The sequence below is a fragment of the Rhodococcus sp. WWJCD1 genome (genome assembly GCF_002258735.1).
Lineage (GTDB): Bacteria > Actinomycetota > Actinomycetes > Mycobacteriales > Mycobacteriaceae > Rhodococcoides.
The window spans coordinates 63750-87188 of record NZ_NOXY01000030.1 but is presented as its reverse complement, the minus strand read 5'-3'; the positions used below and the strand labels follow the sequence as shown (position 1 = coordinate 87188).

At 65.1% G+C, this 23439-nt stretch carries 26 protein-coding genes; 13 read left to right on the top strand and 13 right to left on the bottom strand.

What is annotated here, in order from left to right; genetic code table 11:
* Positions 1 to 80 precede the first annotated feature (80 nt).
* From CH286_RS22965 to CH286_RS22955, 3 genes are all read right to left on the bottom strand, one after another.
* Positions 81 to 1052, bottom strand: a complete 972-nt coding sequence (locus CH286_RS22965) for a sigma-70 family RNA polymerase sigma factor (protein WP_032377730.1) — start codon at positions 1050 to 1052, stop codon at positions 81 to 83.
* 180 nt (positions 1053 to 1232) lie between these two features.
* Positions 1233 to 2726, bottom strand: coding sequence for a DUF7782 domain-containing protein (locus tag CH286_RS22960; RefSeq protein WP_094610480.1), 1494 nt, complete (start codon positions 2724 to 2726; stop codon positions 1233 to 1235).
* A gap of 34 nt (positions 2727 to 2760) precedes the next feature.
* Complete coding sequence (locus CH286_RS22955; RefSeq protein WP_032377732.1) at positions 2761 to 3129, bottom strand: DUF3099 domain-containing protein; 369 nt, start codon at positions 3127 to 3129, stop codon at positions 2761 to 2763.
* Positions 3130 to 3222: 93 nt separating this feature from the next.
* Between CH286_RS22955 and CH286_RS22950 the strand changes: the two genes are divergently transcribed.
* Positions 3223 to 3459, top strand: coding sequence for a DUF3039 domain-containing protein (locus tag CH286_RS22950; RefSeq protein WP_032378432.1), 237 nt, complete (start codon positions 3223 to 3225; stop codon positions 3457 to 3459).
* A gap of 4 nt (positions 3460 to 3463) precedes the next feature.
* Here the strand turns inward: CH286_RS22950 and CH286_RS22945 are convergent, their stop codons facing one another.
* A complete protein-coding gene (locus tag CH286_RS22945; RefSeq protein ID WP_052058624.1) occupies positions 3464 to 4531 on the bottom strand; it encodes a YihY/virulence factor BrkB family protein in 1068 nt (355 codons plus the stop codon).
* A gap of 189 nt (positions 4532 to 4720) precedes the next feature.
* On the opposite strand from CH286_RS22945, the gene CH286_RS22940 reads away from it, so the two are divergent.
* The gene (locus tag CH286_RS22940) at positions 4721 to 6457 is read left to right on the top strand and encodes a DEAD/DEAH box helicase (RefSeq protein ID WP_094610478.1); all 1737 of its coding nucleotides are present in this window, start codon (positions 4721 to 4723) and stop codon (positions 6455 to 6457) included.
* 94 nt (positions 6458 to 6551) lie between these two features.
* Here CH286_RS22940 and CH286_RS22935 read toward each other — a convergent pair whose 3' ends face one another.
* Complete coding sequence (locus CH286_RS22935) at positions 6552 to 6746, bottom strand: DUF7455 domain-containing protein (protein ID WP_032377734.1); 195 nt, start codon at positions 6744 to 6746, stop codon at positions 6552 to 6554.
* Between the two features lie 233 nt (positions 6747 to 6979).
* Here CH286_RS22935 and CH286_RS22930 point away from each other — a divergent pair, with 233 nt between their 5' ends.
* A complete protein-coding gene (locus CH286_RS22930) occupies positions 6980 to 7909 on the top strand; it encodes an EamA family transporter (protein WP_052058625.1) in 930 nt (309 codons plus the stop codon).
* 28 nt (positions 7910 to 7937) lie between these two features.
* Positions 7938 to 8297, top strand: coding sequence for a DUF952 domain-containing protein (locus tag CH286_RS22925; RefSeq protein WP_094610477.1), 360 nt, complete (start codon positions 7938 to 7940; stop codon positions 8295 to 8297).
* A gap of 73 nt (positions 8298 to 8370) precedes the next feature.
* Here the strand turns inward: CH286_RS22925 and CH286_RS22920 are convergent, their stop codons facing one another.
* Complete coding sequence (locus CH286_RS22920; RefSeq protein ID WP_037153118.1) at positions 8371 to 9702, bottom strand: RNA polymerase sigma factor; 1332 nt, start codon at positions 9700 to 9702, stop codon at positions 8371 to 8373.
* Between the two features lie 161 nt (positions 9703 to 9863).
* Positions 9864 to 10685, bottom strand: coding sequence for a polyphosphate--glucose phosphotransferase (gene ppgK, locus CH286_RS22915; protein ID WP_037153120.1), 822 nt, complete (start codon positions 10683 to 10685; stop codon positions 9864 to 9866).
* Between the two features lie 257 nt (positions 10686 to 10942).
* Here ppgK and CH286_RS22910 point away from each other — a divergent pair, with 257 nt between their 5' ends.
* On the top strand, positions 10943 to 11785 hold the full coding sequence (locus CH286_RS22910) for an inositol monophosphatase family protein (RefSeq protein WP_080734503.1): 843 nt from the start codon (positions 10943 to 10945) through the stop codon (positions 11783 to 11785).
* 15 nt (positions 11786 to 11800) lie between these two features.
* Here the strand turns inward: CH286_RS22910 and cei are convergent, their stop codons facing one another.
* Positions 11801 to 12481, bottom strand: coding sequence for an envelope integrity protein Cei (gene cei, locus CH286_RS22905; protein ID WP_094610476.1), 681 nt, complete (start codon positions 12479 to 12481; stop codon positions 11801 to 11803).
* A gap of 545 nt (positions 12482 to 13026) precedes the next feature.
* Here cei and CH286_RS22900 point away from each other — a divergent pair.
* Entirely contained in the window at positions 13027 to 13329 is a 303-nt protein-coding gene (locus CH286_RS22900) for a DUF4193 domain-containing protein (protein WP_027496891.1), read from the top strand.
* A 72-nt stretch (positions 13330 to 13401) separates the two neighbouring features.
* Here the strand turns inward: CH286_RS22900 and CH286_RS22895 are convergent, their stop codons facing one another.
* Complete coding sequence (locus tag CH286_RS22895; RefSeq protein ID WP_037153252.1) at positions 13402 to 13872, bottom strand: DUF3093 domain-containing protein; 471 nt, start codon at positions 13870 to 13872, stop codon at positions 13402 to 13404.
* A 163-nt stretch (positions 13873 to 14035) separates the two neighbouring features.
* Between CH286_RS22895 and dut the strand changes: the two genes are divergently transcribed.
* Together dut and CH286_RS22885 are read left to right on the top strand one after the other, a co-directional pair.
* Positions 14036 to 14539 carry a dUTP diphosphatase gene (gene dut / locus CH286_RS22890; protein WP_094610490.1) on the top strand — a complete coding sequence of 168 codons (504 nt, stop codon included), beginning with the start codon at positions 14036 to 14038 and terminating at the stop codon, positions 14537 to 14539.
* 64 nt (positions 14540 to 14603) lie between these two features.
* Positions 14604 to 15431, top strand: coding sequence for a DUF3710 domain-containing protein (locus CH286_RS22885; RefSeq protein ID WP_094610475.1), 828 nt, complete (start codon positions 14604 to 14606; stop codon positions 15429 to 15431).
* Here the strand turns inward: CH286_RS22885 and CH286_RS22880 are convergent.
* The gene (locus tag CH286_RS22880) at positions 15413 to 16135 is read right to left on the bottom strand and encodes an alpha/beta fold hydrolase (RefSeq protein ID WP_255182748.1); all 723 of its coding nucleotides are present in this window, start codon (positions 16133 to 16135) and stop codon (positions 15413 to 15415) included. The genes CH286_RS22885 and CH286_RS22880 overlap by 19 nt on opposite strands.
* Before the next feature lie 167 nt (positions 16136 to 16302).
* Between CH286_RS22880 and CH286_RS22875 the strand changes: the two genes are divergently transcribed.
* On the top strand, positions 16303 to 16680 hold the full coding sequence (locus tag CH286_RS22875; RefSeq protein ID WP_032378440.1) for an OB-fold nucleic acid binding domain-containing protein: 378 nt from the start codon (positions 16303 to 16305) through the stop codon (positions 16678 to 16680).
* A 112-nt stretch (positions 16681 to 16792) separates the two neighbouring features.
* The gene (locus CH286_RS22870) at positions 16793 to 17446 is read left to right on the top strand and encodes a DUF3159 domain-containing protein (protein ID WP_052058637.1); all 654 of its coding nucleotides are present in this window, start codon (positions 16793 to 16795) and stop codon (positions 17444 to 17446) included.
* Here the strand turns inward: CH286_RS22870 and CH286_RS22865 are convergent.
* Both CH286_RS22865 and CH286_RS22860 read right to left on the bottom strand, forming a co-directional pair.
* Complete coding sequence (locus CH286_RS22865; RefSeq protein WP_032377739.1) at positions 17420 to 18079, bottom strand: potassium channel family protein; 660 nt, start codon at positions 18077 to 18079, stop codon at positions 17420 to 17422. The genes CH286_RS22870 and CH286_RS22865 overlap by 27 nt on opposite strands.
* A gap of 49 nt (positions 18080 to 18128) precedes the next feature.
* Entirely contained in the window at positions 18129 to 18794 is a 666-nt protein-coding gene (locus CH286_RS22860) for a potassium channel family protein (protein ID WP_032403642.1), read from the bottom strand.
* Positions 18795 to 18971: 177 nt separating this feature from the next.
* Here CH286_RS22860 and CH286_RS22855 point away from each other — a divergent pair, with 177 nt between their 5' ends.
* The 3 genes from CH286_RS22855 to CH286_RS22845 are packed head-to-tail and all read left to right on the top strand — an operon-like array spanning position 18972 to position 23277.
* Entirely contained in the window at positions 18972 to 20969 is a 1998-nt protein-coding gene (locus CH286_RS22855; protein WP_032403643.1) for an APC family permease, read from the top strand.
* Positions 20966 to 22237: a class I SAM-dependent RNA methyltransferase gene (locus tag CH286_RS22850; RefSeq protein WP_094610473.1), complete on the top strand. Its 1272-nt coding sequence runs from the start codon at positions 20966 to 20968 to the stop codon at positions 22235 to 22237. The genes CH286_RS22855 and CH286_RS22850 overlap by 4 nt, the downstream gene beginning before the upstream one ends.
* 44 nt (positions 22238 to 22281) lie before the next feature.
* Positions 22282 to 23277, top strand: a complete 996-nt coding sequence (locus CH286_RS22845; protein WP_255182747.1) for an iron-siderophore ABC transporter substrate-binding protein — start codon at positions 22282 to 22284, stop codon at positions 23275 to 23277.
* A 4-nt stretch (positions 23278 to 23281) separates the two neighbouring features.
* Here CH286_RS22845 and CH286_RS27920 read toward each other — a convergent pair whose 3' ends face one another.
* The gene (locus CH286_RS27920) at positions 23282 to 23434 is read right to left on the bottom strand and encodes a hypothetical protein (protein ID WP_165430216.1); all 153 of its coding nucleotides are present in this window, start codon (positions 23432 to 23434) and stop codon (positions 23282 to 23284) included.
* Between the last annotated feature and the right edge of the window lie 5 nt (positions 23435 to 23439).

Genomic DNA, 23439 nt, shown 5'->3' with positions numbered 1-23439 from the left:
GAGGGAACGTCGGCTCGGCTACCGCGTCAGGTGGCGCGAACGGGGATGGTCACCGCTGCTCCACCGGTCGGTGGCTGCGATCAGCTGGCGTAAGACCGCAACTTCTCGGCGCGGTCGCCCTGCCGGAGCTTGACCATCACCTCGCGCTCGATCTGACGAACACGCTCACGGGAGAGCCCGAACAGCTTGCCGATCTGATCGAGAGTGCGGGGCTGCCCGTCGTCCAGGCCGTAGCGGAGTCGAATGACCTGCTGCTCACGCTCGTCGAGTGTGCCGAGCACGACTCGAACGTCGCTGTGCAGCAAGCCGGCGATGACGGCATTCTCGGCCGACGTCGCCTCCGAATCCTCGATGAAGTCTCCCAGGGGTGCTTCCTCGTCGCTGCCGACCGGCATGTCCAGGCTGACCGGATCGCGGCTGTGATCGAGCAGATCTGCGATCTTCTCCACCGCGATGCCGGATTCGCTCGACAACTCCTCGTCGGTCGCCTCACGGCCGAGCTGCTGATGGAGCTCGCGCTTGATCCTGGCCAGCTTGTTCACCTGTTCCACCAAGTGGACAGGCAGCCGGATGGTGCGGCTCTGATCTGCCATGCCGCGGGTGATGGCCTGCCGGATCCACCACGTCGCGTACGTGGAGAACTTGAAGCCCTTCGCGTAGTCGAATTTCTCCATTGCGCGAATCAGACCCAGGTTGCCTTCCTGGATCAGGTCGAGCAGGGGCATACCGCGACCGGTGTAGCGCTTGGCAAGAGAGACGACCAGGCGAAGATTCGCTTCGAGCAAGTGGCTCCGCGCGGCGCTACCGTCGCGAACGATGATGGCGAGGTTGCGCTTCTTGACCGCGCTCAGACGCTTGGTGTTCTCGAGAACCTGCTTGGCGTACAGACCAGCCTCGATCCTCTTTGCGAGATCGACTTCTTCGGCAGCCGTCAGCAGTGCCGTGCGACCGATCCCGTTGAGGTAAACGCGAACGAGATCGGCTGCCGGGCTCTGGGCGTCCAGATCGGCATCGGTGGGCCGTGGACGAATCGTGGTGCTGGGGCTGGTCATGACTTGCCTCCTGGTCGGTGGTGTCTCACAAGGTTCAACGCTCGGGAGACTCCGATAAGTTCCCACGCCGATCCTTCTGATACCCGTGTGACCAGGGATTACGTCATGGTCGTCCTGAGAAGTTGCTGAGAACTGAGACCGGTGGGAACAGCGCCTCGCGCGAGGCACTCCGCGGCGGTCTCATCGGGCCGGCCGAACCAGCCCGTGCCGGACGAGCCCCTGCATCATCGTCACGGCGTGCGCAGCCAGATCCTCGGGGTCTTCGTCGTGCGCGGCAGCGAGCAACTCGACCAGTTCACCGACCGGCAGACCATCGGGTCGGAGCCCGGCGAGCAATGCTGCACCGAGTTCGTCGACGTCGTGCTGCCATTGCGGGCCGTTGCCGCGATGAACCCGCACTGCCACCGGAGCCCAACCCTCGTCGCCGGGTAGATAGACGCGTTCGAGTGCAGTGTTCGGGTCCAGAGTGAGTACCGAATCGAGAATGTCGTGCTCGCGCAGCCAGTCCAACCGCGCGAAGTACTCGATCGATTCGTTACCGAGAGGGTCCGAGAAGCCATGGGTGAGTTCCTCGGCGAGAAGATCGGTCGGTGTATCGGTACGGCGGAGATAGACGAAGCCGAAACCGATTCCCTCCACGTCGGCGGCAGCGAAGTGGTCGAGCCAGGACTGCGCAACTGCGGCCGCGTCGGGATCGCGGGGGTCGAGGCCACCGTCGCGCATCCAGGTACCGACGTAGAGAGCCGGATCGGCGACGTCGCGTTCGACCACCCAGGCGTCGACCCCGTGTGCAGGCAGCCACGACGCCACCCGCGCGCGCCAGTCCTCACCTCTGACATGGACCCAGGAGGCCAGGATGGCAGCCGTGCCGCCCGGGGCCAGGTGCTCCGGGGCCTGCCCGATCATCAGTGCGCTTGCACCGTCGAGATCGAGGCCGGAATCACGATAGGAATGCTGCACTTCGGCGCGTCCGACGACGAACGGTGGGTTGGCCACGATGCGATCGAACCGGCGCCCGGCCACCGGCTCGAACCACGATCCGTGCAGCAGCTCGACCTCGAGGCCGTTGAGCGCCATCGTCGCTGCCGCGAGATCCATGGATCTCGGGCTGATGTCGGTTGCGGTCACCTGCTCGGCGTAGCCGCACGCATGGACGGCCTGGACGCCGCAGCCGGTGCCGACGTCCAGAACGGTCGAGACCGGGGACGTGGGCGTCCCCCGGAGCAGTGACAGCGATGCCTGGCCGACGCCCAAGACGTGGTCGGCCGCGGTCTCTGCCACCCGCATGCTGCCGTCCGGATCCGAGACGATCCACCGAGTGCCGTGTCCGGCATCGAGCGGTCGAATGTCGAGCAACGTCCGCACTGCTGATCCGGAGCGGTGGAGAATGCCGGCCGCCACGGCGTCGGCGACGCTCAAGGGCGCGATGGCGTCGACGACGTCGGACTCGGGGCAGTCGTCGACGAGAAGAAAGAGGCGCACCAGAACGCCCAATGGGCCGGAACCTCGGCTGGCGTTGCGGACCGGAACCGGCTCACTGCGTCCGAGTGCCGCGTGAGCGTCGTCGCCGAGCATCGTCAGGACGCCGTCCGCGTCGTACCCGGTTCGCTCGAAGGCCTCCCGGAGTTGCGAGCATGCGGCGATCAGCGGGGGCGTGGAAGTCGGTGCAGTCACAACGCAAGTGTCGCATCGGCACTCTGGGCAGGCGTCAGTCGTCGCCCGGTTCGATCACTCGGTGGTTGCTCGATTCCAACTGTGGCTTGTCCACGGTTCGGTAGTCGTACCGGCTCATTTCGTCCTTCGTGCGGGGCGGTCGATCGTTGGCGATCAACACCGCCATCCACGGCAGCGGAATGGACACCCCGACGATCGCCATGGAGATCCACGGATTCATCCACATTCCGTAGGCGAGGGCAGCCAACACCAACGCCGGGATTCGAAAGGACATGATGAACATGTACTTGCGTACACGCTTCTTGTGCTGCTCTTCGACCGACTGCTGTGCCTCGGTGATCAGTACAGGCCCATCCGGCGAGTCGCTGTACGCGCTGCCGTCGAACCCTGGGGTTCTCGTCATACCTCCACTGTGGCACTACCGCTCACAGAATGCATACGACGAGCTGTGGAACCGGTTACCCCTTGCTGTGGATCCACGGATTAATCTGTGTCCATGAGCACTCAGACGAAGGACCGTCCCGACATTGCGCCGGACGAGACCACCGAGGACGACCGGCCGAAGTTCTTCCACTACGTGAAGAAGAACAAGATCGCCGAGAGCGCCGTGATGGGTACACACGTGGTCGCCCTGTGCGGTGAGGTGTTTCCTGTCACCAAGTCCGCGAAGCCCGGATCTCCCGTGTGCCCCGACTGCAAGAAGATCTACGAGGGCCTGAAGAAAGGCGAGTGACGACCTACTCGGCGGTGGGCTCGCGGCGATCCGGCCGGCCACGATCTCCGGCCAGCTTGATCGGTCCCGTGGCGAGCCGTCGAGCAACGGCCGTCACCGGTCCCGACGGCTTGTCGTCGGTCGCTGCCTGCGCCGCGATCCACTCGCGCATCTGGTCCATTCGAGTTGCCCGGGCCGGCCAGAACTCCTGAATAGTGGCGTTGAACTCGGCTCCGAGAACGACGGCGAAGCCGAGGAAGAACGTGAACAGCAAGAATGCGATCGGCGTGGCCAGCGCGCCGTAGGTGTACCCCGTGCTCGTCACCCAGGTGAGGTATCGGCGGAGCACCGCGCTGGCGATCATGAAGAACACGCCTGCGAGCAGAGCCCCACCGAGCAGTCGGTGCCACGGCAGCGAGGTGTGCAGGGCGAGCTTGTACAGCGTGGTCAGACCGATGATCAGCAGCAGACCGACGGCCGGGTAGTAGAAGAAGTCGATCAGTTCGCTGCCGAACGTGATCCACGAATCGGGCAAAATCTGCTGGACGTACACCGGTCCGAGCGCGACGAGTGGGAGCACGAACACCGCGATGACGAGAAAGCCGACGTAGAGAAGCAGGGCGAAGAACCTTTGCCAGACGGGATTTCGCGCGTCGGCCTGTCCGTGCGCTTCGACGATGGAGTCCACGAACGTCGAGATCGCCGACGAGCCGGCCCACAGCGAGAGCAGGAAGCCCACCGAGACGATCTCGCCGCTTCCCTGCGCGAGGACGTCTCGGACGGTCGGAGCGATGATCTGATCGACAACACTGCTGCTGAAGAGCGTGTTGCTGAAGGTGATGATCTTGGACTCGATGATGTCGACGGTGTTGGGGCCGAACCATCCGCCGACGAATCCCAGGCTGCCCAGCACACCGAGAAGGAGCGGGGGCAGCGAGAGGGTCTGCCAGAACGCTGCCGTGGCGGCCTTGCTGAAGATCGAGTCGTCCCACGCTTTGCTCAGGGTGCGCAGAGTCACTTTCCACACCGCACGTATCGGCTTTCTCGCCGACAACCGCTCCGGTGTCGGCGTTGTGCCTGTTGACTCACTCATGGTCTCTCCAGCATTCCTGACGAAAGGCGTCTTCGCCTAACGACCGACCCGCCGTGTCGCGTCCGGTTCACCCCAGCGATGCGGGATCGGTCGGTGTGGAGCGATAGGCTCCACGGCGGACACTGCAGGGCTACCGAGAGCGCGAGGAAGTACATCGATGCCAGGAACCGGCGGCCAGTGAGCGCTGACATGTTCGATCCCACACCACAATCCGAGCAGGCAGCTGCCCCCGTGAGCGGGGGAGCGCCGCTGCGCGCGTGGCAGCGGCGTGCGCTGACGAAGTACCTGGTGGCCTCACCGAAGGACTTTCTGGCCGTCGCGACACCGGGCGCGGGTAAGACGACGTTCGCTCTGCGCGTGGCTGCGGAGTTGCTGGCCCATCGCACGGTCGATCAGGTGACCGTCGTGGCACCCACCGAGCACCTCAAGCATCAGTGGGCGGAGTCGGCGGCGAGGGTGGGGATCGCTCTGGACTCACGCTTCTCGAACTCGACCGGTCAGACGTCCAGCGACTATCACGGCGTGGTCGTGACGTACGCACAGATCGCCTCGCATCCGTTCAAGCATCGGGTGCGCACCGAAGCGCGCAAGACCCTCGTGATCCTCGACGAGATTCACCACGGCGGCGATGCGAAGAGCTGGGGAGAAGGCATTCGCGAGGCCTTCGGCGACGCGACTCGACGTCTCGCTCTGACCGGTACGCCGTTCCGTAGCGACGACAGTCCCATTCCGTTCGTCAACTACGAACCGGACCAGGACGGGTTGATGCGGTCCAAGGCGGACCACGCGTACGGATATTCCGACGCGTTGGCCGACGGCGTCGTTCGACCGGTGGTGTTTCTTGCGTATTCCGGCGAAGCGCGTTGGCGAGACAGCGCGGGTGAGGAATACACCGCCCGACTGGGCGAACCGCTCAGTGCCGAGCAGACCGCGCGGGCATGGCGGACGGCACTCGACCCGCAGGGCGACTGGATGCCCGCAGTGTTGTTGGCTGCCAACACACGGTTGGCTCAGCTGCGCGCGGGCGGAATGCCCGACGCGGGCGGGCTCGTGATCGCCACCGATCAGACGGTGGCGCGGGCATACGCGAAGCTCATCGAGGTGATCACGGGGGAGACGCCGGCCATCGTCCTCTCGGACGATCCCACGTCCTCGGCTCGGATCGCCGAGTTCGGCAAGAGTGACCAGCGGTGGATGGTTGCCGTTCGCATGGTGTCCGAGGGCGTCGACGTTCCGCGTCTGGCCGTCGGCGTGTACGCGACCAGTGCGTCGACTCCGCTGTACTTCGCGCAGGCGATCGGTCGATTCGTGCGTTCGCGGCGTAAGGGGGAGACGGCGAGTGTCTTCCTGCCGTCGGTACCGGTGCTGTTGGATCTGGCATCTCAGCTCGAGGCGCAGCGTGACCACATTCTCGGCAAGCCGCACCGCGAGAAGGACGGATTCGACGACGAGCTCCTGGCCGACGCGAACAAGCAGAAGGACGAACTCGGCGAGGAGGAGAAGGCGTACACCTCCCTGGGCGCGGACGCCGAACTCGACCAGGTCATCTACGACGGTTCCTCGTTCGGAACCGCGACGTTCTCGGGCAGCGACGAGGAAGCGGATTACCTCGGGCTGCCCGGTCTGCTCGACGCCACGCAGATGCGGGACCTGCTGCGTCAGCGTCAGCAGGAACAGATCGACAAGCCCGCGGCGGGCCCGGCCGTTCCGGCCCCTCCCATCGTCAACGACAGGGCCGCCAGTGCGGGCCAGCTGGCCGGTCTGAGGCGTGAACTGAACAGTTTGGTTGCGGTGTACCACCATCGCACCGGAAAGCCGCACGGCGTGATTCACGGCGATCTGCGACGCATCTGCGGCGGCCCGCCGACGGCGATGGCGTCGGCCGATCAATTGGGCGAGCGGATCGCCCAGTTGCGAAAGATGTAGAGCGAGCGCACGAAAAAGCGGACGGTCCGAAGACCGTCCGCTTTTCCGTGAGATTCGATCGTGGCGAACCTGTTTCCCCCGACGTCTCGGTGGATTACACCGTGGAGTCCGATTCGGTCATCACCGTTGCGTTCACTTCACGCAGACGGGCTTCGTGCTCGGCGGCGTGGTGACCGCAGAAGAGAAGTTCTCCACCGGTCGAGAGCACGACACGCGCGCGAGCCCCTGCACCGCACCGGTCGCACCGGTCCGCTGCTGTCAATTGTGGGCTGGTCAATGTTCCGGGCATGACTCCTCCGTACTGGCTTGCGGGTTGTCCCGTTCGCCTGGGGCCGGTCCGCCGCGTCGGTATGGCGCGGTTCGTTCACTCTGTCAGACGTATGGCGGTCATGCGTTGTTCCCGAGCGCGTTTCTTTGTGTTGTCACTAACACGAAACATGCCTCACGAGCTGGAACGCCGTGAAATCTGTTCGCTGAGAGCAGACACGGCTCGCAGCGAGCCGCGGCAGTAGGGTCGCCGTTGTGGCTTCGACTTCTCATTCGCTGTCCGGCGCATCGAAGCTGGGTATTCCGTCGCTGTTCGTGATCGGCGCGGTGTGCATGTACGTCGGTGCGGCGATCGGTGTGTTCTTGTTCGACACCGTCGATCCGGCCGCGGTGGCGTGGCTGCGTGGTTTCGGTGCGGCGCTGGTGTTGGTGATCTGGCGGCGGCCCTGGCGGCACCGCGCCGGTGCGGGCGGCACGTGGTCCGTGCGGCGACTGTGTACGGCAGCTGCATTCGGCGGTGCGACGATCGGCATGAACGCGATGTTCTACGAGGCCATCGCCCGGCTACCGCTGGGCGCGGCGGTAGCCATCGAGTTTCTCGGGCCCATCGCGGTTGCAGCAGCCGGGTCGAGGAAGCCGGCCGACGTGTGTGCGCTACTCCTGGTCGTCGCCGGCGTCGGTGCCATCGCCTCCGCGCAGTTCGAGGGCGGCGAAGTGGGCCTCGTGGGAATTGCATTCGCGCTGGGCTCGGCGGCGTTGTGGGCCGCCTACATCGTCCTGGGTAAGTCCGTTGCCGATGCAGGTCAGGGTCTCGACGACATGGCGGCCGGGTTCGGCATCGCGTCGGTGATTCTGGCCGTGCCGTTGTTCGGGCCGTTTGCGCTGGCTCATGCCGATGCTCTGGGGGACTGGCGGATCTGGGTTCTTGGGTTGGGCGTGGGTCTGCTGTCGAGTGTGGTTCCGTACGTTCTCGATCAGTACGTCCTGGTGCGAGTCGGAAGGGCCCGATTCGCTCTGCTGCTGGCGCTTCTCCCGGCGACGGCCACGGTGGTCGGTGCGGTGGTGCTGACTCAGATTCCCACGACCCTGGAGGCTGTCGGAATCGTGGCTGTCATCGCGGCAGTGGTCGTCGGTGGGCTCCCATCCGGCAGAGATCGCGGTGTTGTCGACGTTCCGCCGCCCTGACGGGGGCTCCACCCGGCAGAATGAAACGGTGACCAGTAAGCAGGACGACCTCGTTCACATCTGCACCGCAGGGGAGTGGTTGTCGATGCGGGGGCAGGCCGAATACGTACCGGACTCGTACGGCGAGGTGGGCTTCGTTCACCTGTCGACGCCGCAGCAAGTGCATCTACCTGCAAATCGGCTGTTCCCCGGGCGTGAGGATCTGGTTCTGCTCCGTCTGGATCCGGCGCGACTGAATGCACCGGTTCGATGGGAACCCGGCGTGCCGTCCGATCCGGAGTCGATGCGCTTTCCACATCTGTACGGACCGCTACCGATCGCGGCCGTCACGGCAGTGCTCGACTATCGGCCCGGGCCGGACGGAACCTTCGCAGCACCACCTTTGTGACGACCACCGTGCCCAGACGACGAAGACCGCCGATCGCGAGGATCGACGGTCGTCGTTCGGTGAATCGGGTCACTCAGTCCAGGTAGTCGCGCAGGACCTGTGAACGGGACGGGTGACGCAGCTTGGACATCGTCTTCGATTCGATCTGGCGGATTCGCTCACGGGTGACCCCGTACACCTGTCCGATCTCGTCGAGGGTGCGCGGCTGGCCGTCGGTGAGGCCGAAGCGCAGACGGACCACGCCGGCTTCACGCTCGGACAGGGTCTCGAGTACCGACTGGAGCTGGTCCTGCAGCAGCGTGAACGACACTGCGTCGACGGCAACGACGGCCTCGGAGTCCTCGATGAAATCACCGAGCTGGCTGTCGCCCTCGTCACCGATGGTCTGGTCGAGGGAGATCGGCTCCCGCGCGTACTGCTGGATCTCCAGCACCTTCTCGGGCGTGATGTCCATTTCCTTGGCGAGCTCTTCGGGAGTGGGCTCGCGACCCAGATCCTGAAGCAATTCGCGTTGGATGCGGCCGAGCTTGTTGATGACCTCGACCATGTGAACCGGGATACGGATCGTGCGGGCCTGATCGGCCATGGCCCGAGTGATGGCCTGTCGGATCCACCAGGTGGCGTACGTGGAGAACTTGTAGCCCTTGGTGTAGTCGAACTTCTCGACCGCGCGAATGAGACCGAGGTTGCCCTCCTGAATCAGGTCGAGGAAGGCCATGCCGCGACCGGTGTAGCGCTTGGCCAGCGAGACGACGAGTCGAAGGTTGGCTTCGAGCAGATGGTTCTTGGCGCGATTGCCGTCACGGCAGATCCACGTCATGTCTCGACGCTGCGCGACGGGGAGCTTCTCGCCCTTCTCCGCGGACTCGCGCATCTTCTCGACTGCGAACAGGCCTGCCTCGATGCGCTTGGCCAGTTCGACTTCTTCCTCCGCGTTGAGGAGGGCGACCTTGCCGATCTGCTTGAGGTATGCGCGGACGGAGTCTGCCGACGCGGTGAGCTCGGCATCCTTACGGGCCTGACGCAGCGCCTCGGATTCCTCCTCGTCCCACACGAAGTCGCCCGACGCCTTGTCCTCGGCGGTCGGCTCGCTGGTGGCGTCCTCTTCGGTGTCGTCACCGGCAGCGACGACCTCGACGACATCGTTGGCGGCAGCAGCCAGGTCGCCTTCGGAGATGTCGATGTCCTCGATTCCGGGGGCGCTCTCATCGGCGTCGTCCCCGGTAGCGGGAGTTACTGCTGTTTTCTTCGCTGCGGCTTTCTTCGCCGGTGCCTTCTTGGCTGCGGCGCGCTTTGCCGGAGCCTTCTTTGCCGGTGCCTTCGCAGCGGGTGCCTTGACAGCAGGTGCAGGTGCCGCAGACTCGGTCTCGGAATCTACGGTCTGACGGATATCGGTGGCTGCCACGTACGCCCTTTCGTGACGAAGTCGTGCGGCGTCACGCCAGAGTTGTTTCCGGCGGAGAGGTCTTCGGATTCTGGCCGGCTGCGTACCGGCACACACCATTGTAACGACCTCTCAGGAGTTTGTTACCGACCCTCGTCCTACGCGGGTGGCGACGCCGCGTGTCAGTGGGCCGATCCAGCGGATGTGCCGGTTTCTGCGGACGGAACTGCGCTGTCCGCAGCGAGTGCGGCACCGACGATCCCGGCAGTGTTCAGCAGGGTTGCCGGCACCACGGGAGTGCGGTTCGTCAGGTGCGGAATCCACTTCTCGCTCTTACGACTGATCCCGCCCCCGGCAATGAACAGATCCGGCCACAGCAGCGCCTCGAACGTCTCCAGAACCTTCGAGACCTCCTTGGCCCACTCCTTGTACGACAGCCCCTGATTCTCCTTCACCGACGACGCTGCACGGTGCTCGGCTTCCTTGCCGCCGATCTCCATGTGACCGAATTCGGTGTTGGGCAGCAGCACTCCGTTGTGCAGCACTGCCGAGCCGATCCCGGTGCCGAACGTCAGTAGCACGACGACACCGTCCTTGCCTTTGCCACCGCCGTACTTGTCCTCGGCGATTCCGGCTGCATCGGCGTCGTTGAGGACGGTGATGTTCTCGGTTCCGATGGCCTTGGCGAACAATGCTCGGGCGTCGGTGTCGATCCAGGACTTGTCGATGTTGGCGGCCGAACGAGCCACGCCGTTGGTCACCACGGCGGGAAGTGTGACGCCTACCGGACCGGTCCACTCGAAGTGCGCGACGATCTCCGCGACGGTTCGCGCGACGGCATCCGGGGTGGACGGCTGAGGAGTCTCGATCTTGTAGCGGTCGCCCACGAGGTCCCCGGTGCCGAGGTCGACGATTCCGCCCTTGATGCCGCTGCCGCCGACGTCGACGCCGAATCCGTGGCGCGCTGCCCCGCCGGGGGTGTTGTCCGAACCTGCCTGTGTCATGTGGATGCCGCTCCTGGCCTGATCGAATCCGTGTGGTGCCGTCGCTTCCGAACAATAGTGCCGTTTCGGTGTTCGTGGAACGCCGAGTCGGCCCCGATGTGTTCGGTGAGTCGCTGCGGTGGTGCTCGGCCGTCGGTGTGTGTTGCGATGTACGTGTGCCGAAATCAGACGGATCGCAGAACGACACCGCCAGTACGCAATTGCCCGGAACGCCGGTGCCGGCGGGAGGGTCGGACACCGAACCGAACACGCGAGACGTGGACGTGCTGCGCGAGGTTGCCGAACGCGTCGCGACGCGAGCCGCCGAGCACGTGCGACTGCGGCGACCGCAGGTGTTCGGTGGCGGTTCGAGTGTCGATGACGACGCGGTGCAGTCCAAGAGCACGCCGACCGATCCGGTGACCGTCGTGGACACCGAAACCGAGCGCGTTCTGCGCGAGATGTTGGCGCAGCTGCGGCCGTCGGATTCCATTCTCGGGGAAGAGGAAGGGAGCGAGGACGAGTCGCTCGACGGTGTGCGGTGGGTATTGGACCCGATCGACGGGACCGTGAATTTCATGTACGGAATCCCGGCCTACGCGGTGTCGGTTGCCGTTCAGATCGACGGTGTCAGTGTGGCGGGGGCCGTGGTCGACGTTGCTCGCGATCTCGTCTACTCCGCTGCGAAGGGCCGCGGTGCCACCGTACGAGGGGCCGACGGCACCGAGGAGCAACTGCGGTGCTCGGACGTCACCGAATTGTCGATGACGTTGCTGGCCACCGGATTCGGCTACGGGTCGGGTCGTCGAGCGGTACAGGGCGCGATCATCTCCGAATTGCTGCCTCAGGTGCGAGACATCCGCCGGATCGGATCGGCAGCGCTCGACCTCTGCATGGTCGCGTCGGGAGCGGTCGACGCACACTTCGAGCACGGGCTCAGTCCGTGGGACTGGGCCGCGGGTGCGCTCATCGCTACCGAGGCCGGAGCTGTGGTGCGGCTGCCTGCTGCGAACTCGACGAGTGCGCACGGCTCTGCCACCGTGGCTATGGCCCCCGGAATCTCGAATGCCTTCCTGGCCGCGTTGCGCAGCGCAGGCGCTCTCGATCCGATTCCTGGCTGACGAGTCGAATCGACGTCAGCAACGCGATTCGCGCGCTGCGGCGAGTAGGTCGGCATCGAGCGGCTGCGGCGCAGCATCCGGCGCCGAACCGGCGAGCGTGCGCAGCACTTCTTCTGCGTCGTCGTTCGGCTGGATCGCGCTGAAGTAGGTACCGAGAGCGAGATCGACCGAGTCGTCGGTGCGGGAATCTTCGATGAGCTCGGCGCAGGGCGCGACGAGCCATACCGCGCTCGCCGCAGCGACCCCGGCTGCACCGAAGCGAATCTGGCCCTGGCACTGCATGTTCTGATCGACGTAGACCGGATCGTTGCCGACCTGGACGTCCGGTGCGCTTGCGAAACCGTAATCGATGAGCTGAGCCGCCACCAGAGCCGCCTGGCCGCGCTCACCGTTGGCGTTGAAGACACGCACCTTCGATGCGGACAGTGCCGCAGGCTCGACATCGAGCAGCGTGTCGGGGTCGACCTCGTCACCCAGCGGCACGGGCTGCGTGCCGTCGGTGGCGGCCGTGGTGGTCGGCGTATTGCATTCGGCGGTTGCGGAGGTGGCCTCGGATGTGGTGAACACCTTGACCCAGACGACCACGCCGAGCAGCGCCAGCACCGTGAACACGGCGAGAATGGGAAATGCCCGGCGGCGGCGGAACGGACGACCTCGATCGTCGGCCGAACGGCCTTCGGTGATCAGAGAAACCACAGTTGATCTTCGCCTTTCCTTCGGCTGGCGCCGAGACCGGTCACAGGGTCGGTTCACACCGACGCGGTGCCTACTGTAGATGCCCGCGGCGCCCGGCGGCGGCACACTCGGGCCCGACCCTTCTCGGATGGGGGCGCATCTCCCGTTTCGGAGCCGAAAACCCGCGCCGTGACGCCTTCGGTGGATCGTGGAATGAAGACGGCCGCCTCGGTGTTGTTGCGGCGTGCATGCAGGTAATGCACTCACCGGCGATTCGGTTTCGAGATTGTGACCGGCTTCGGCTATTGTCTGGCGGCCGCGGTGCTTCGAGAATCGGACGCCGGTGCACCATCGATCAGGTGAGCGAGGTCTCGATCGGGTTTCAACCGGCGAGTTTTGGGAACTACCCGGTGTAGTTTCGGGCACCGCGCGACGACGAACGATTCGAACAGGTACGAACAATCGGTGGGAGTGAGCAAGCGCCCTCTTCACAGCCGACGGCCACAAGCCGACCACAACGGCAGCTCCCACCACACACACGCACGAAGATGAGGGGTACGAGAACAATGGCAACCGACTACGACGCACCGAGAAGAACAGAATCCGACGACGTATCCGAGGATTCGCTCGAAGAATTGAAAGCTCGACGCAACGAGGCCCAGTCCGCAGTGGTGGACGTGGACGAATCCGACACCGCGGAGTCGTTCGAGCTCCCGGGTGCAGACCTGTCCGGTGAGGAGCTCTCGGTTCGAGTGGTTCCCAAGCAGGCGGACGAGTTCACCTGCTCGAGCTGCTTCCTGGTTCATCACCGGAGCCGACTGGCCAGCGACGCCAACGGCGTACTGATGTGCCGCGACTGCGCGGCGTGATCTTCTCCGCACAGACCTGATCATCGGCTCGGGTCTGTGCGTCGGTTCCCCGACCGTCGGTCGGGTGCGAGGTCAGCGTGCCTCGACGCCGTGAGCGGACAGTACTGCCAGTAACGCGTCGGGACGTTTGGTGCTGATCAGCCAATACGGTGTTGGATCGTCGGGGTCGTCGAGAACCACGATCACCATCTGCTTCACCCAGGTGCGGTGCTGTACGAAAGCCAGCGGATCGAGCTGTCTGCCCAGCGCCGCACTTTTTGCTGTTCCGGGGACGATCGCTGCCTTGGCTGCCACAGCGAGCGGTAGGTGTGCTTTGCCCACGCGCAATTCGACGTCGGTCGAACCGGTTTCGGCCACTACCTCGACGCGCAGTCTGCTGAAGGCGAACAGTGCCCAGGCGACAAGCGGCAGCAACACGACGTACGGCAACCATGCCCGGATGCCCGGTGCGCCCATGTGAATCTCCGCCGCCAGCAACACCGCTACGGCGGCCCCCGCTGCCCACCACCAGAGCGGCACCCAGATCCGCTCCGAGTAGAGCACCGAGTCGGTGGACCCGGTGCTGGGAGTGGAGTTGCCGGACTCCGAGTTCGCGGGTTCGGTCTGTCGATCTGCAGTCACGAGCACCAGGGTAGTCGCCACACCGAGGCACGAGCAGGCCAGCGTAGTCTCGTTCGACGTGAGCGACGAAGTCCCCGAGACCGGCATGGATCCGTCTGCCGACCGAACCCCGAACTCTGTGTGGCCTGCATCTCCACTGACCGAGGTGCGCGTCCGCCGACTCGACCCCGAGCTACCGATTCCCACCCGTGCGCACGAGGGTGACGCAGGCGTGGATCTGCGGACCACGGCACCTGTCACGATCGCGCCGGGCGAACGTGTGCTGGTGGGAACCGGTATCGCGGTCGCTCTTCCTCTGGGAACCGTCGGGCTGATTCACCCGCGGTCGGGCCTGGCGGCGAAATCGGGGCTGTCGGTCGTCAACACCCCGGGCACGATCGATGCCGGATATCGCGGCGAGATCAAGGTTTGTCTGATCAACCACGACCTGAATTCCCCGATCGTGCTCGACCGGGGCGACCGTATTGCGCAACTGGTCGTACAGCGGGTCGAGCTGGTGACGTTCGTCGAGGTCGACGAGTTGGACGACACCGTTCGAGGGGCCGGTGGTCACGGGTCGACCGGCGGCCATGCGAGTCTGAAGCAGTGAGTTCCGCCACTGCGTCGGTCGGTGGCAGGGACCGTGGAAGCAACCGAGAAGAAGAGAGCTGAACATGTTCGGACGGCGTAAGAAGAACGACGCCGGCAGTGCCTCCGCACCCGATGCGGAGGCATTCGTCGATGGAGTCGAGGACGAGGAGCCCACGGGCACCGGCGCCGACGGACCCCACGATCTGGAGGACCTGGACGACGATCGCGAGACTGTGGCGAAGACGCGTCTGGACCTCGGCTCGGTATTGATTCCGCTCCCGGAAGGTGGCCAGCTCCAGGTCGAGATGTCCCAGGCGGGCAGCCCTCAGGCAGTGCACATCGTCACCCAGTTCGGGCGCATCACCATCGCTGCGTACGCGGCACCGAAATCGCCCGGTCAGTGGCGCGAAGTGGCGGCAGGCCTGGCGACATCGCTTCGCAACGACAAGGCCGAGACCACGGTCGAGACGGGTCCGTGGGGGCGTGAGCTGCACGGCGTCACAGCCAACGCCGATCTCCGTTTCATCGGAGTCGACGGCTATCGGTGGATGGTCCGATGCGTGCTGGCCGGGCCGTCGGGTGCCGTGGGCGAGGGGCAGCCGCTCGTCCAACTCGCACACACGATTCTTCGGCAGACCGTGGTCGACCGGGGGACCGATCCGCATCCCGTACGAACGCCGCTGCCGGTGGTGTTGCCGCAGGTGCTCGCCGAGCAACTTGCTGCTGCCTCGCAACAGCAGGCGGCGGCGCAGCAATCGCCACAACCGCCGGCTCCGCAGGCTGAACCCGTTGCACCGCAACAGAATTCGGCATCTGAGCAGAATTCGGCACCGCAGTCGACTGCGGCCGAGCGCGATCGAGCGCCGCGACGCGGGGCATCGGGATCGGCAATTCAGCAATTGGGCGGTTGAGGCGACCCCAGGTCGAGACCGTCGACAACCGCACGGCCCAGACATCCTGCGTCGTTGCCGATCATGTCGAGCGTCACCGTTCTGAGTACGCAGTTCGGTAGCGCGCGCGCCCAGTTCCGCGCCACCTCGATCGGATGCACCGCGTCGTCCACCGCGCCGACGACGACGGTCGGCAGCTCGATCCGTGCGAGCTCGTCGAGCTCGAGACTCCGGTGTCGCGCTGCCTCGTCCAAGGCATCGGGAAGAGCCGGCCACTGAGAGGCCCAGGATCGCCGCAAGGTGCGAGCGAGCCATTCGGGGCTCGACGACGACATGGCCGTAGTGACGTCATCGAGCCCCACCTCGCGCAGCGATCGAGCGGTGAACTGGGCGCTGAGGGCCGCGGGAGTGCCCGTCGGGTCACCGGTCCATGCCGGTAGAGCGAGCGCCAACGCTGCAGTGCTCGACGCGTTGTCGGCGGCCCATCGTGCTGCGACCGCGGCACCGAGGGAGATTCCTGCCACGACGATTCGGCCGTGCCTGCGCGTTGCGGTGTTCAGCGCGTCGACGTAGCTCTCGACGACGCCGGTCGGATCGGGTTCGACTGCGATGGTGGTCAATCCCACACCGGCGAACGCTGCCGAGAATGCGTCTTCGGCAAACCGGGCGTCCGATCCCGTGCCAGGTAGAACGACCGCGGTGAGGGTGTCGAATCGGCTGTGCACGACACGATTGTGCACGGCTTCGGTTCCGGGCGGGGCGGTGGTTGGTCAGTGTGACACTTCGGGTCTACAGTGGCGAAGTACCCGCCCTGACGAGGCAAACCCCCACGTCGCCGCAGTTGCTTCCGAGAATGAAGCCTGCGGAACGACTCATACCGCTGGAGCGCACAATGGCACCCGCTGCCGCAGGATACTTTCGCCGGTTGACGCGAAAGTTGACCGAGGACATCGATCAGCTCGACGCCGAGGAGATGGCCGAATCTTCCGAAGCGTCCGGTGCCCGACGCGCATGCGATTGCTCGCGCGGCGAAGAGGTCACGATGTTGGGTCGGTTGCGCAGCGTGGAAGCGTGTTCGAAGGCTGCCAACGCGAACATCGAAGCAGAGTTCTTCGACGGCACCGACACGGTGACGCTCGTGTGGATCGGTCGGCGGAAGATCGCCGGTATCGAGCCGGGCAAGACCGTTCTCGTTCGTGGACGCGTCGGCGAACGCGACGGACGCAAGATCGTCTACAACCCCTACTACGAACTGCGCGACGACAGCTGACCGTCGCGGGTATGGCACTCTCGTTGTCGTGACCAACAGCGACGATGCCGTGCCGCCCCCCACGACGCCGGAACCTGCGACCGATGCGCCCACACCGGACAGTGTCGAGAAGGTGGCTCCCACCGTTCTCGAACAGCTCGGTGGTCTGAGCGGGCTCGTCTATTCCACGTTGCCGGTCATCGTTTTCGTTCCGGCCAACAGTTTCTTCGGCCTGGCCGTCGCCCTGTGGTCCGCACTCGGCGTGGCCGCTGCGGTTCTGGTGTGGCGTCTGGTTCAGCGCAGTCCCATTCAGCCTGCGATTTCGGGATTCTTCGGTGTCGGTATCTGCGCGTTCATCGCGTACCGCACCGGGGATGCCAAAGGCTATTTCCTGTTCGGCATCTACACCTCGCTGGTCTACGGCGGAGCGTTCGTGTTGTCGGTACTCGCGCGCTGGCCGCTGGTCGGAGTCATCTGGGGTTACCTCAACGGCAAGGGAACGGCGTGGCGTCACAACCGATCGGCCGTGCGCTTCTACGACGTGGCGACGATCGCATGGGCGGCAGTGTTCGCCGCCAGGTACGTCGTCCAGTCGCAGCTCTACGACTCGGATCAGACCGGCTGGCTGGCCGTTGCACGAATCGGCATGGGTTGGCCGCTCACCGGCGTGGCGCTACTGGTCACGCTCTGGGCCGTGCGTCGGGCCGATCACACGCTGGAGGTCGCGTCGAGTGCGGATCGGACCGACGGAGCATTGCCGTCAGATCAGGCCGACCGCAGCTCGTAGTTCGTTCTCTACTTCTTTCGCCGCGACGAACAGTAGTTCGTCGCCGCCCTCGAGCGGATCGTCGTGCTGCGGCACGATCACTCGGCCGCCGCGCAGAATCGTCACCAGGGCGGCGTCCCTGGGCAATTGAAGCTTTCGGACCGGCTTTCCCGCGAGTGGAGTGTTCTCGGGCAGCGTGATCTCGACGAGGTTGGCCTGGCCTTTGCGGAACGTCATCAGATGGACGAGGTCCCCGACCGAGACCGCCTCTTCTACCAACGACGCGAGCATGCGCGGCGTCGATACCGCGACGTCGACACCCCACGCGGAGTCGAACAGCCACTCGTTACGTGGGTCGTTGACTCGGGCCACCACACGATCGACACCGAATTCGGTTTTGGCCAGGAGACTGAGCACCAGGTTGGCCTTGTCGTCGCCGGTGGCGGCGATCACCACGTCGTAGTTTTCGAGATGAGCAGCTTCGAGCAGGCTGAGCTCGCATGCGTCGGCCAGCACCCATTCGGCTTCCGGCACCGCGGCCTGATCGACGTGGTCGAGCTTGCGTTCGAGGAGCATCACGTCGTGTTCGCTGCGGATCAGCTCACGTGCGATGGATCTGCCGACTGCGCCGGCACCGGCGATGGCGACTTTCATGGCTTCCCGTTCGGGTCGATGGGGGAGGTGGGGAACGTGCGGTCGTGCATCAGTCGTCCGACGGCGGGGGGTTGCCCGCCAGCGCGATGGCTTCGGCGACGGTGCCCGAGACGGCGGCGACGTACACCTCGTCGCCGGCCTGGATCACGGTGCGCTTGTCCGGTAGCAACCCGACGCCGAATCGGATGACGAAGGCCGCCCGCGAACGTGTCGCCTCTTCGAGGACCGAGAGCTTCTTGCCGATCCAGGCATCGTTGAAGTCGAGCAGGACGACGGCCACGCTGCCGGACGGATCGCGCCATTTGGTGGTCGGATCGTCACGTAGCAGGTTGTGCAGAAATCGGTCGGTCGCCCAGGGGACCGTGGCCACGGTCGGGATACCGAGGCGTTCGTAGACGGCGGCGCGTTTGGCGTCGTAGATTCTCGCCACCACTTTGTCGACTCCGAAGGTCTCGCGTGCGACGCGGGCAGAGATGATGTTGGAGTTGTCGCCGGAGGAGACGGCGGCGAATGCCTCGGCCTTCTCGATTCCCGCACTCACCAACACATCTCGGTCGAATCCCATGCCGACGACACGGTGTCCGCCGAAGTCGGGATCGAGGCGCAGAAAGGCTGCCTCGTCGCGATCGATGATCGCTACCTCGTGGCCGATGCGTTCGAGCGCACCGGCCAGCGATGCGCCGACGCGGCCACATCCCATCACAACTACGTACAACGCCCAGCTCCGTCCCGATCTCGATTGTCGACCACTGCCGGACCGACACTGCCACTACGGGCAGGCGTGCACCAACGTATCGGGGATTCGTCTCCGGGATCGACCGAGGGTGGGCTCCGACGCAGTTTCAGGCGCGTGGTTGAGACGTCCGCAGGCGGACGGCCTACGCTTCTGTCCGTGTCCAAGGTCTCGACTGCCGCCAAGCGGCTAGTGCTCGGTAAGCCGTTCCGTAGCGACAAGCTCGGTCATACATTGCTTCCCAAGCGAATCGCGTTGCCGGTGTTCGCCTCGGACGCCATGTCGTCGGTGGCCTATGCCCCCGAGGAGATCTTCCTGGTGCTGTCGGTGGCGGGTATTTCGGCGCTCACGTTCACTCCGTGGATCGGTCTCGCCGTGTGCGTGGTGATGGCCGTGGTGGTGGCCAGCTACCGGCAGAACGTGCACGCCTACCCGTCCGGCGGCGGTGACTACGAGGTGGCGACCACCAATCTCGGGCCGGCCGCCGGTCTGACGGTCGGCAGCGCGCTGCTGGTCGACTACGTCCTGACCGTGGCGGTGTCGATCTCGGCGGCCGCGTCGAACATCGGGTCGGCGGTGCCCTTCGTAGCCCAACACAAAGTGCTCTTCGCCGTGGTGGCCATCGTCTTCATCACCTCGATCAACCTGCGGGGCATCCGGGAGTCCGGGGCTGCGTTCGCGATCCCGACCTACGCCTTCATGGGTGGCATGTTCCTGATGTTGGCGTACGGCCTGTTCCGGGTCTACGTGCTCGGCGACGACATTCATGCAGAATCGGCAACCTTCGATCTGAAGGCAGAGGATTCGCACCTGTACGGAATTGCCTTCGCGTTCCTCATCGCGCGCGCCTTCTCGTCCGGTTGTGCGGCGCTGACCGGGGTGGAGGCCATCAGCAACGGTGTGCCCGCATTCGAGAAGCCGAAGTCGCGTAACGCTGCGACCACACTGTTGCTGCTCGGTGCCATCGGCATCACATTGCTGATGGGCATCATCGTGCTCGCACAGAAGATCGGCATCAAGTACGCCATGGATCCCGATATTCAGCTGATCGGTGCGCCGGAGGGGTACCAGCAGAAGACGTTGATCGCGCAGCTCGCGGAGGCGGTGTTCAGCGGGTTCCCCGTCGGCTTCTTCTTCATCACGACCGTCACGGCCCTCATCCTGGTACTTGCGGCCAACACTGCGTTCAACGGTTTTCCCGTTCTCGGTTCGGTTCTGGCCCAGGACCGGTACCTACCGAGGCAGCTGCACACTCGCGGTGACCGTCTTGCCTTCAGCAACGGCATCCTCTTTCTCTCCGGCGCTGCGATCGTCTTCGTCGTCGTGTTCGGTGCCGAGGTCACCAAGCTCATTCAGCTCTACATCGTCGGGGTGTTCGTCTCCTTCACGCTGAGCCAGACCGGCATGATCCGACACTGGACCCGGTTGCTCCGATCCGAGACCGACGGCGAGCAGCGCCGCAAGATGCAGCGTTCGCGAGTGGTCAACAGTGTCGGTCTTGCGATGACGGCCACGGTGCTCGTGATCGTGTTGATCACCAAGTTCGCCGCAGGCGCTTGGATCGCGATCGTCGCCATGGTGGCGATCTTCATCCTGATGCGGATGATCAGGAAGCACTACGACACCGTGGCGCGCGAGCTCGAGAACGAGGAATGGGACGGAGTGCTGCCCAGCCGAACGCACTCCATCGTGTTGGTGTCGAAACTGCACATGCCGACGCTGCGCGCGTTGGCATATGCGCGGGCGACCAGGCCCGACACCCTCGAAGCAGTGACCGTCAACGTCGACGAGGCCGACACCCGCGCGCTGGTGCGCGAATGGGAGGCCAGCGACGTGTCGGTGCCGCTCAAGGTCGTCGAGTCGCCCTATCGAGAGGTGACCAAGCCGGTTCTGGACTACGTCAAGCGTGTTCGACGCGACTCACCGCGTGACGTCGTCACCGTGTTCATCCCCGAATACGTCGTGGGCCACTGGTGGGAGCAGGTTCTGCACAACCAGAGCGCGTTACGACTGAAGTCCCGACTGCTGTTTCAACCGGGAGTGATGGTCACCAGCGTGCCCTGGCAGTTGCGGTCGTCCGAGAAGGCCAAGCGCGAGGTGCTCGGCAACGCACCGGGTGCGTCGCGTCGCGGCTACGAGCCCCCGGCGGGCAAGTGACCGAGAGCTGGTTCGGCCTTCTGCTCGAGGTCGAACTCGGTGCGCCGGGACACGGTGGCTTCTGTGTTGCGCGCCACGAAGGACGAGTCGTGTTCGTGCGTCACGGGCTGCCCGGCGAGCGGGTGGTGGCCCGGGTGACAGAGGACCGAGGCGGATCGTTCTGCCGAGCCGATGCCGTGGAGATCCTGTCGGCGTCCGTGGACCGGGTGGACACGCGGTGTCCCATCGCCGGGCCGGGCGGCTCCGGATGCTGCGATTACTCCCACACGACCGCCGATGCAGGTCGTCGATTGAAGTCGTTCGTCGTCGCCGAGCAACTTCGACGCGTCGCTGGAGTCGAGCGTGAGGTGCGCGTCGAGGAATTACCGGGAACCGGCGACGGCACCGGGTGGCGAACCCGCGTTCGACTCGCCGTCGATTCCAGCGGGCGTCCCGGCTACCACCGCTATCGCAGTAGCTCGATCGTCAACGAATTATCTTGTCCGCAAATGGATTCCGTAGCGTTCGAGGGATTGTCGGACCAGCAGTGGCGGCCGGGTGCCGAACTGCAAGTGGTGCTCGACGGAGCCGGTACGCGGCACGTCGTGGAGATCGCTCCGGCTCAGCTGTCGACTACCGGGCGCAGATCTCCGGGTCGACGCGGGGCATCGGCCCGTCGGGCAGCGTCGTCTCGGGCGCGGGCGGAGAAGGCCGTGATCGGGTCGGGTCGGGTGACGGAATACGTCTCGGGCAGGGCCTGGACCCTCGACGCCACCGGCTTCTGGCAAGCCCATCGAGGTGCTGCCCAGGTCTACACCGACGTGGTGACGGAATGGGCGGACGCGTCCCCGGGTGACGGCGCGTGGGATCTGTACGGCGGTGTCGGGGTGTTCGCGGCATCTCTCGCCGCCGGGGTAGGGCCGGAAGGACACGTGACCAGCGTCGAGTTCTCCCGCCGCGCGGCCGAGGACGGGCGTTCGGCGCTGGCCGACCTCGCTCAGGTCTCATTCGTGCCGGGACGCGTCGAGCGTTCGATGGATGCGTTGGCCGAGCCGGTGGCGGTAGTGGTGCTCGATCCACCTCGCGCAGGAGCCGGACGCGACGTGATCGACGCCCTCGCCGCCCGAGGTCCTCGTTCGGTGGTGCATGTCGGCTGTGATCCCGCGTCGTTCGCGCGAGATGTGAGTCTTTACCAGGCTGCGGGATACGAGCTCACCGACATGCGCGCCTTCGACGCGTTTCCTCTGACCAGTCACGTGGAGTGCATCGGACGCCTCGTTAGAAAGTAGGGTTGGCTTACCAAAGGAATCGCAGGTGTCGTAGCGTCTCCGGTGTGAGAATTCGCAGCTCGATTGTCGCAGGCCTCGTCCTGGTCTTGTCCGTGACGGCCGTCGTGTCGTGTAGCTCGGGCTCGGGCGAGACACCCGACCCGTCAGGCGAGTCGGGTGGGTCCGGAGCGGCGTTCCCCGCCACGGTCGAGACGAAGTTCGGCGCGGTGACCATCGACAGTGCACCGCAGCGCGTCGTGGCGCTCGGGTGGGGCGACGCCGAAACTGCGTTGGCGCTGGGAGTCTCACCGGTCGGTGCGAGCGATTGGTTGGCGTTCGGCGGTGACGGCGTCGGCCCCTGGGCCACTGGTCTCTACGACGCACCGCCGCAGATCATCGGAACCCAGGAGCCGTCCTACGAACAGGTCGCGGCACTGGCACCGGATCTGATTCTGGATACGAAGAGCTCAGGTGACCCCGAACGATTTGCGACGTTGTCGGCCATCGCGCCTACCGTCGGTGTGCCCGAGGGGTCGGACAACTATCTGACCTCGCTCGAGCAGCAGGTCACCATGGTGGCGGCCGCTCTCGGTCGGCATGAGGACGGCGAGGCTCTGCTGGTCGGGATCTCCGATCGTTTTCGAGCCGCTGCTGCTGCCCATCCCGAGTTCGTCGACAAAACGGTCGTCGTGGGTGCTTACAGCGGTACCGGGTTCGGAGCGTACATCTCGTCCAACAGTCGTCTCGAGTTCATGAAGAAGCTCGGGTTCGTGACCAGCCCGACGATCGATGCGCTGGTGCCGAAAGGGTTTTCGGTTCCGGTGTCGGGGGAGGAGCTCGATCTCCTCGATGCCGATCTGCTCGTGGTGTTTCCGATCGAGAAGTCGCCGTCGGAGGTGACCGACAATCCCTTGTTCCAACGGATTCCGGCGGTGGCGGATGGACGGTCCATCGTGTTCGACGACCCAGTTGTCGCGAAGTCCTACTCGACCAACTCGGCACTGTCGATCGGTTATGCCCTGGACACCGTGGTGCCCGAGGTGGCTCGCACCCTGCAGTGATCGGTCAGGCGCGACGAGCAACCTCGGCGAGTGGGGCGAAGGTCTCGGTGGGTACCGACACGATGCGTTGGGCTCCGCAGGGGCAGCCCTGGTATCCGACGAGCCCCTCGCTCGTGTGGTGGGTGGAATGAGTTGTCCAGGTGTGTTCGGTGTGCATACACC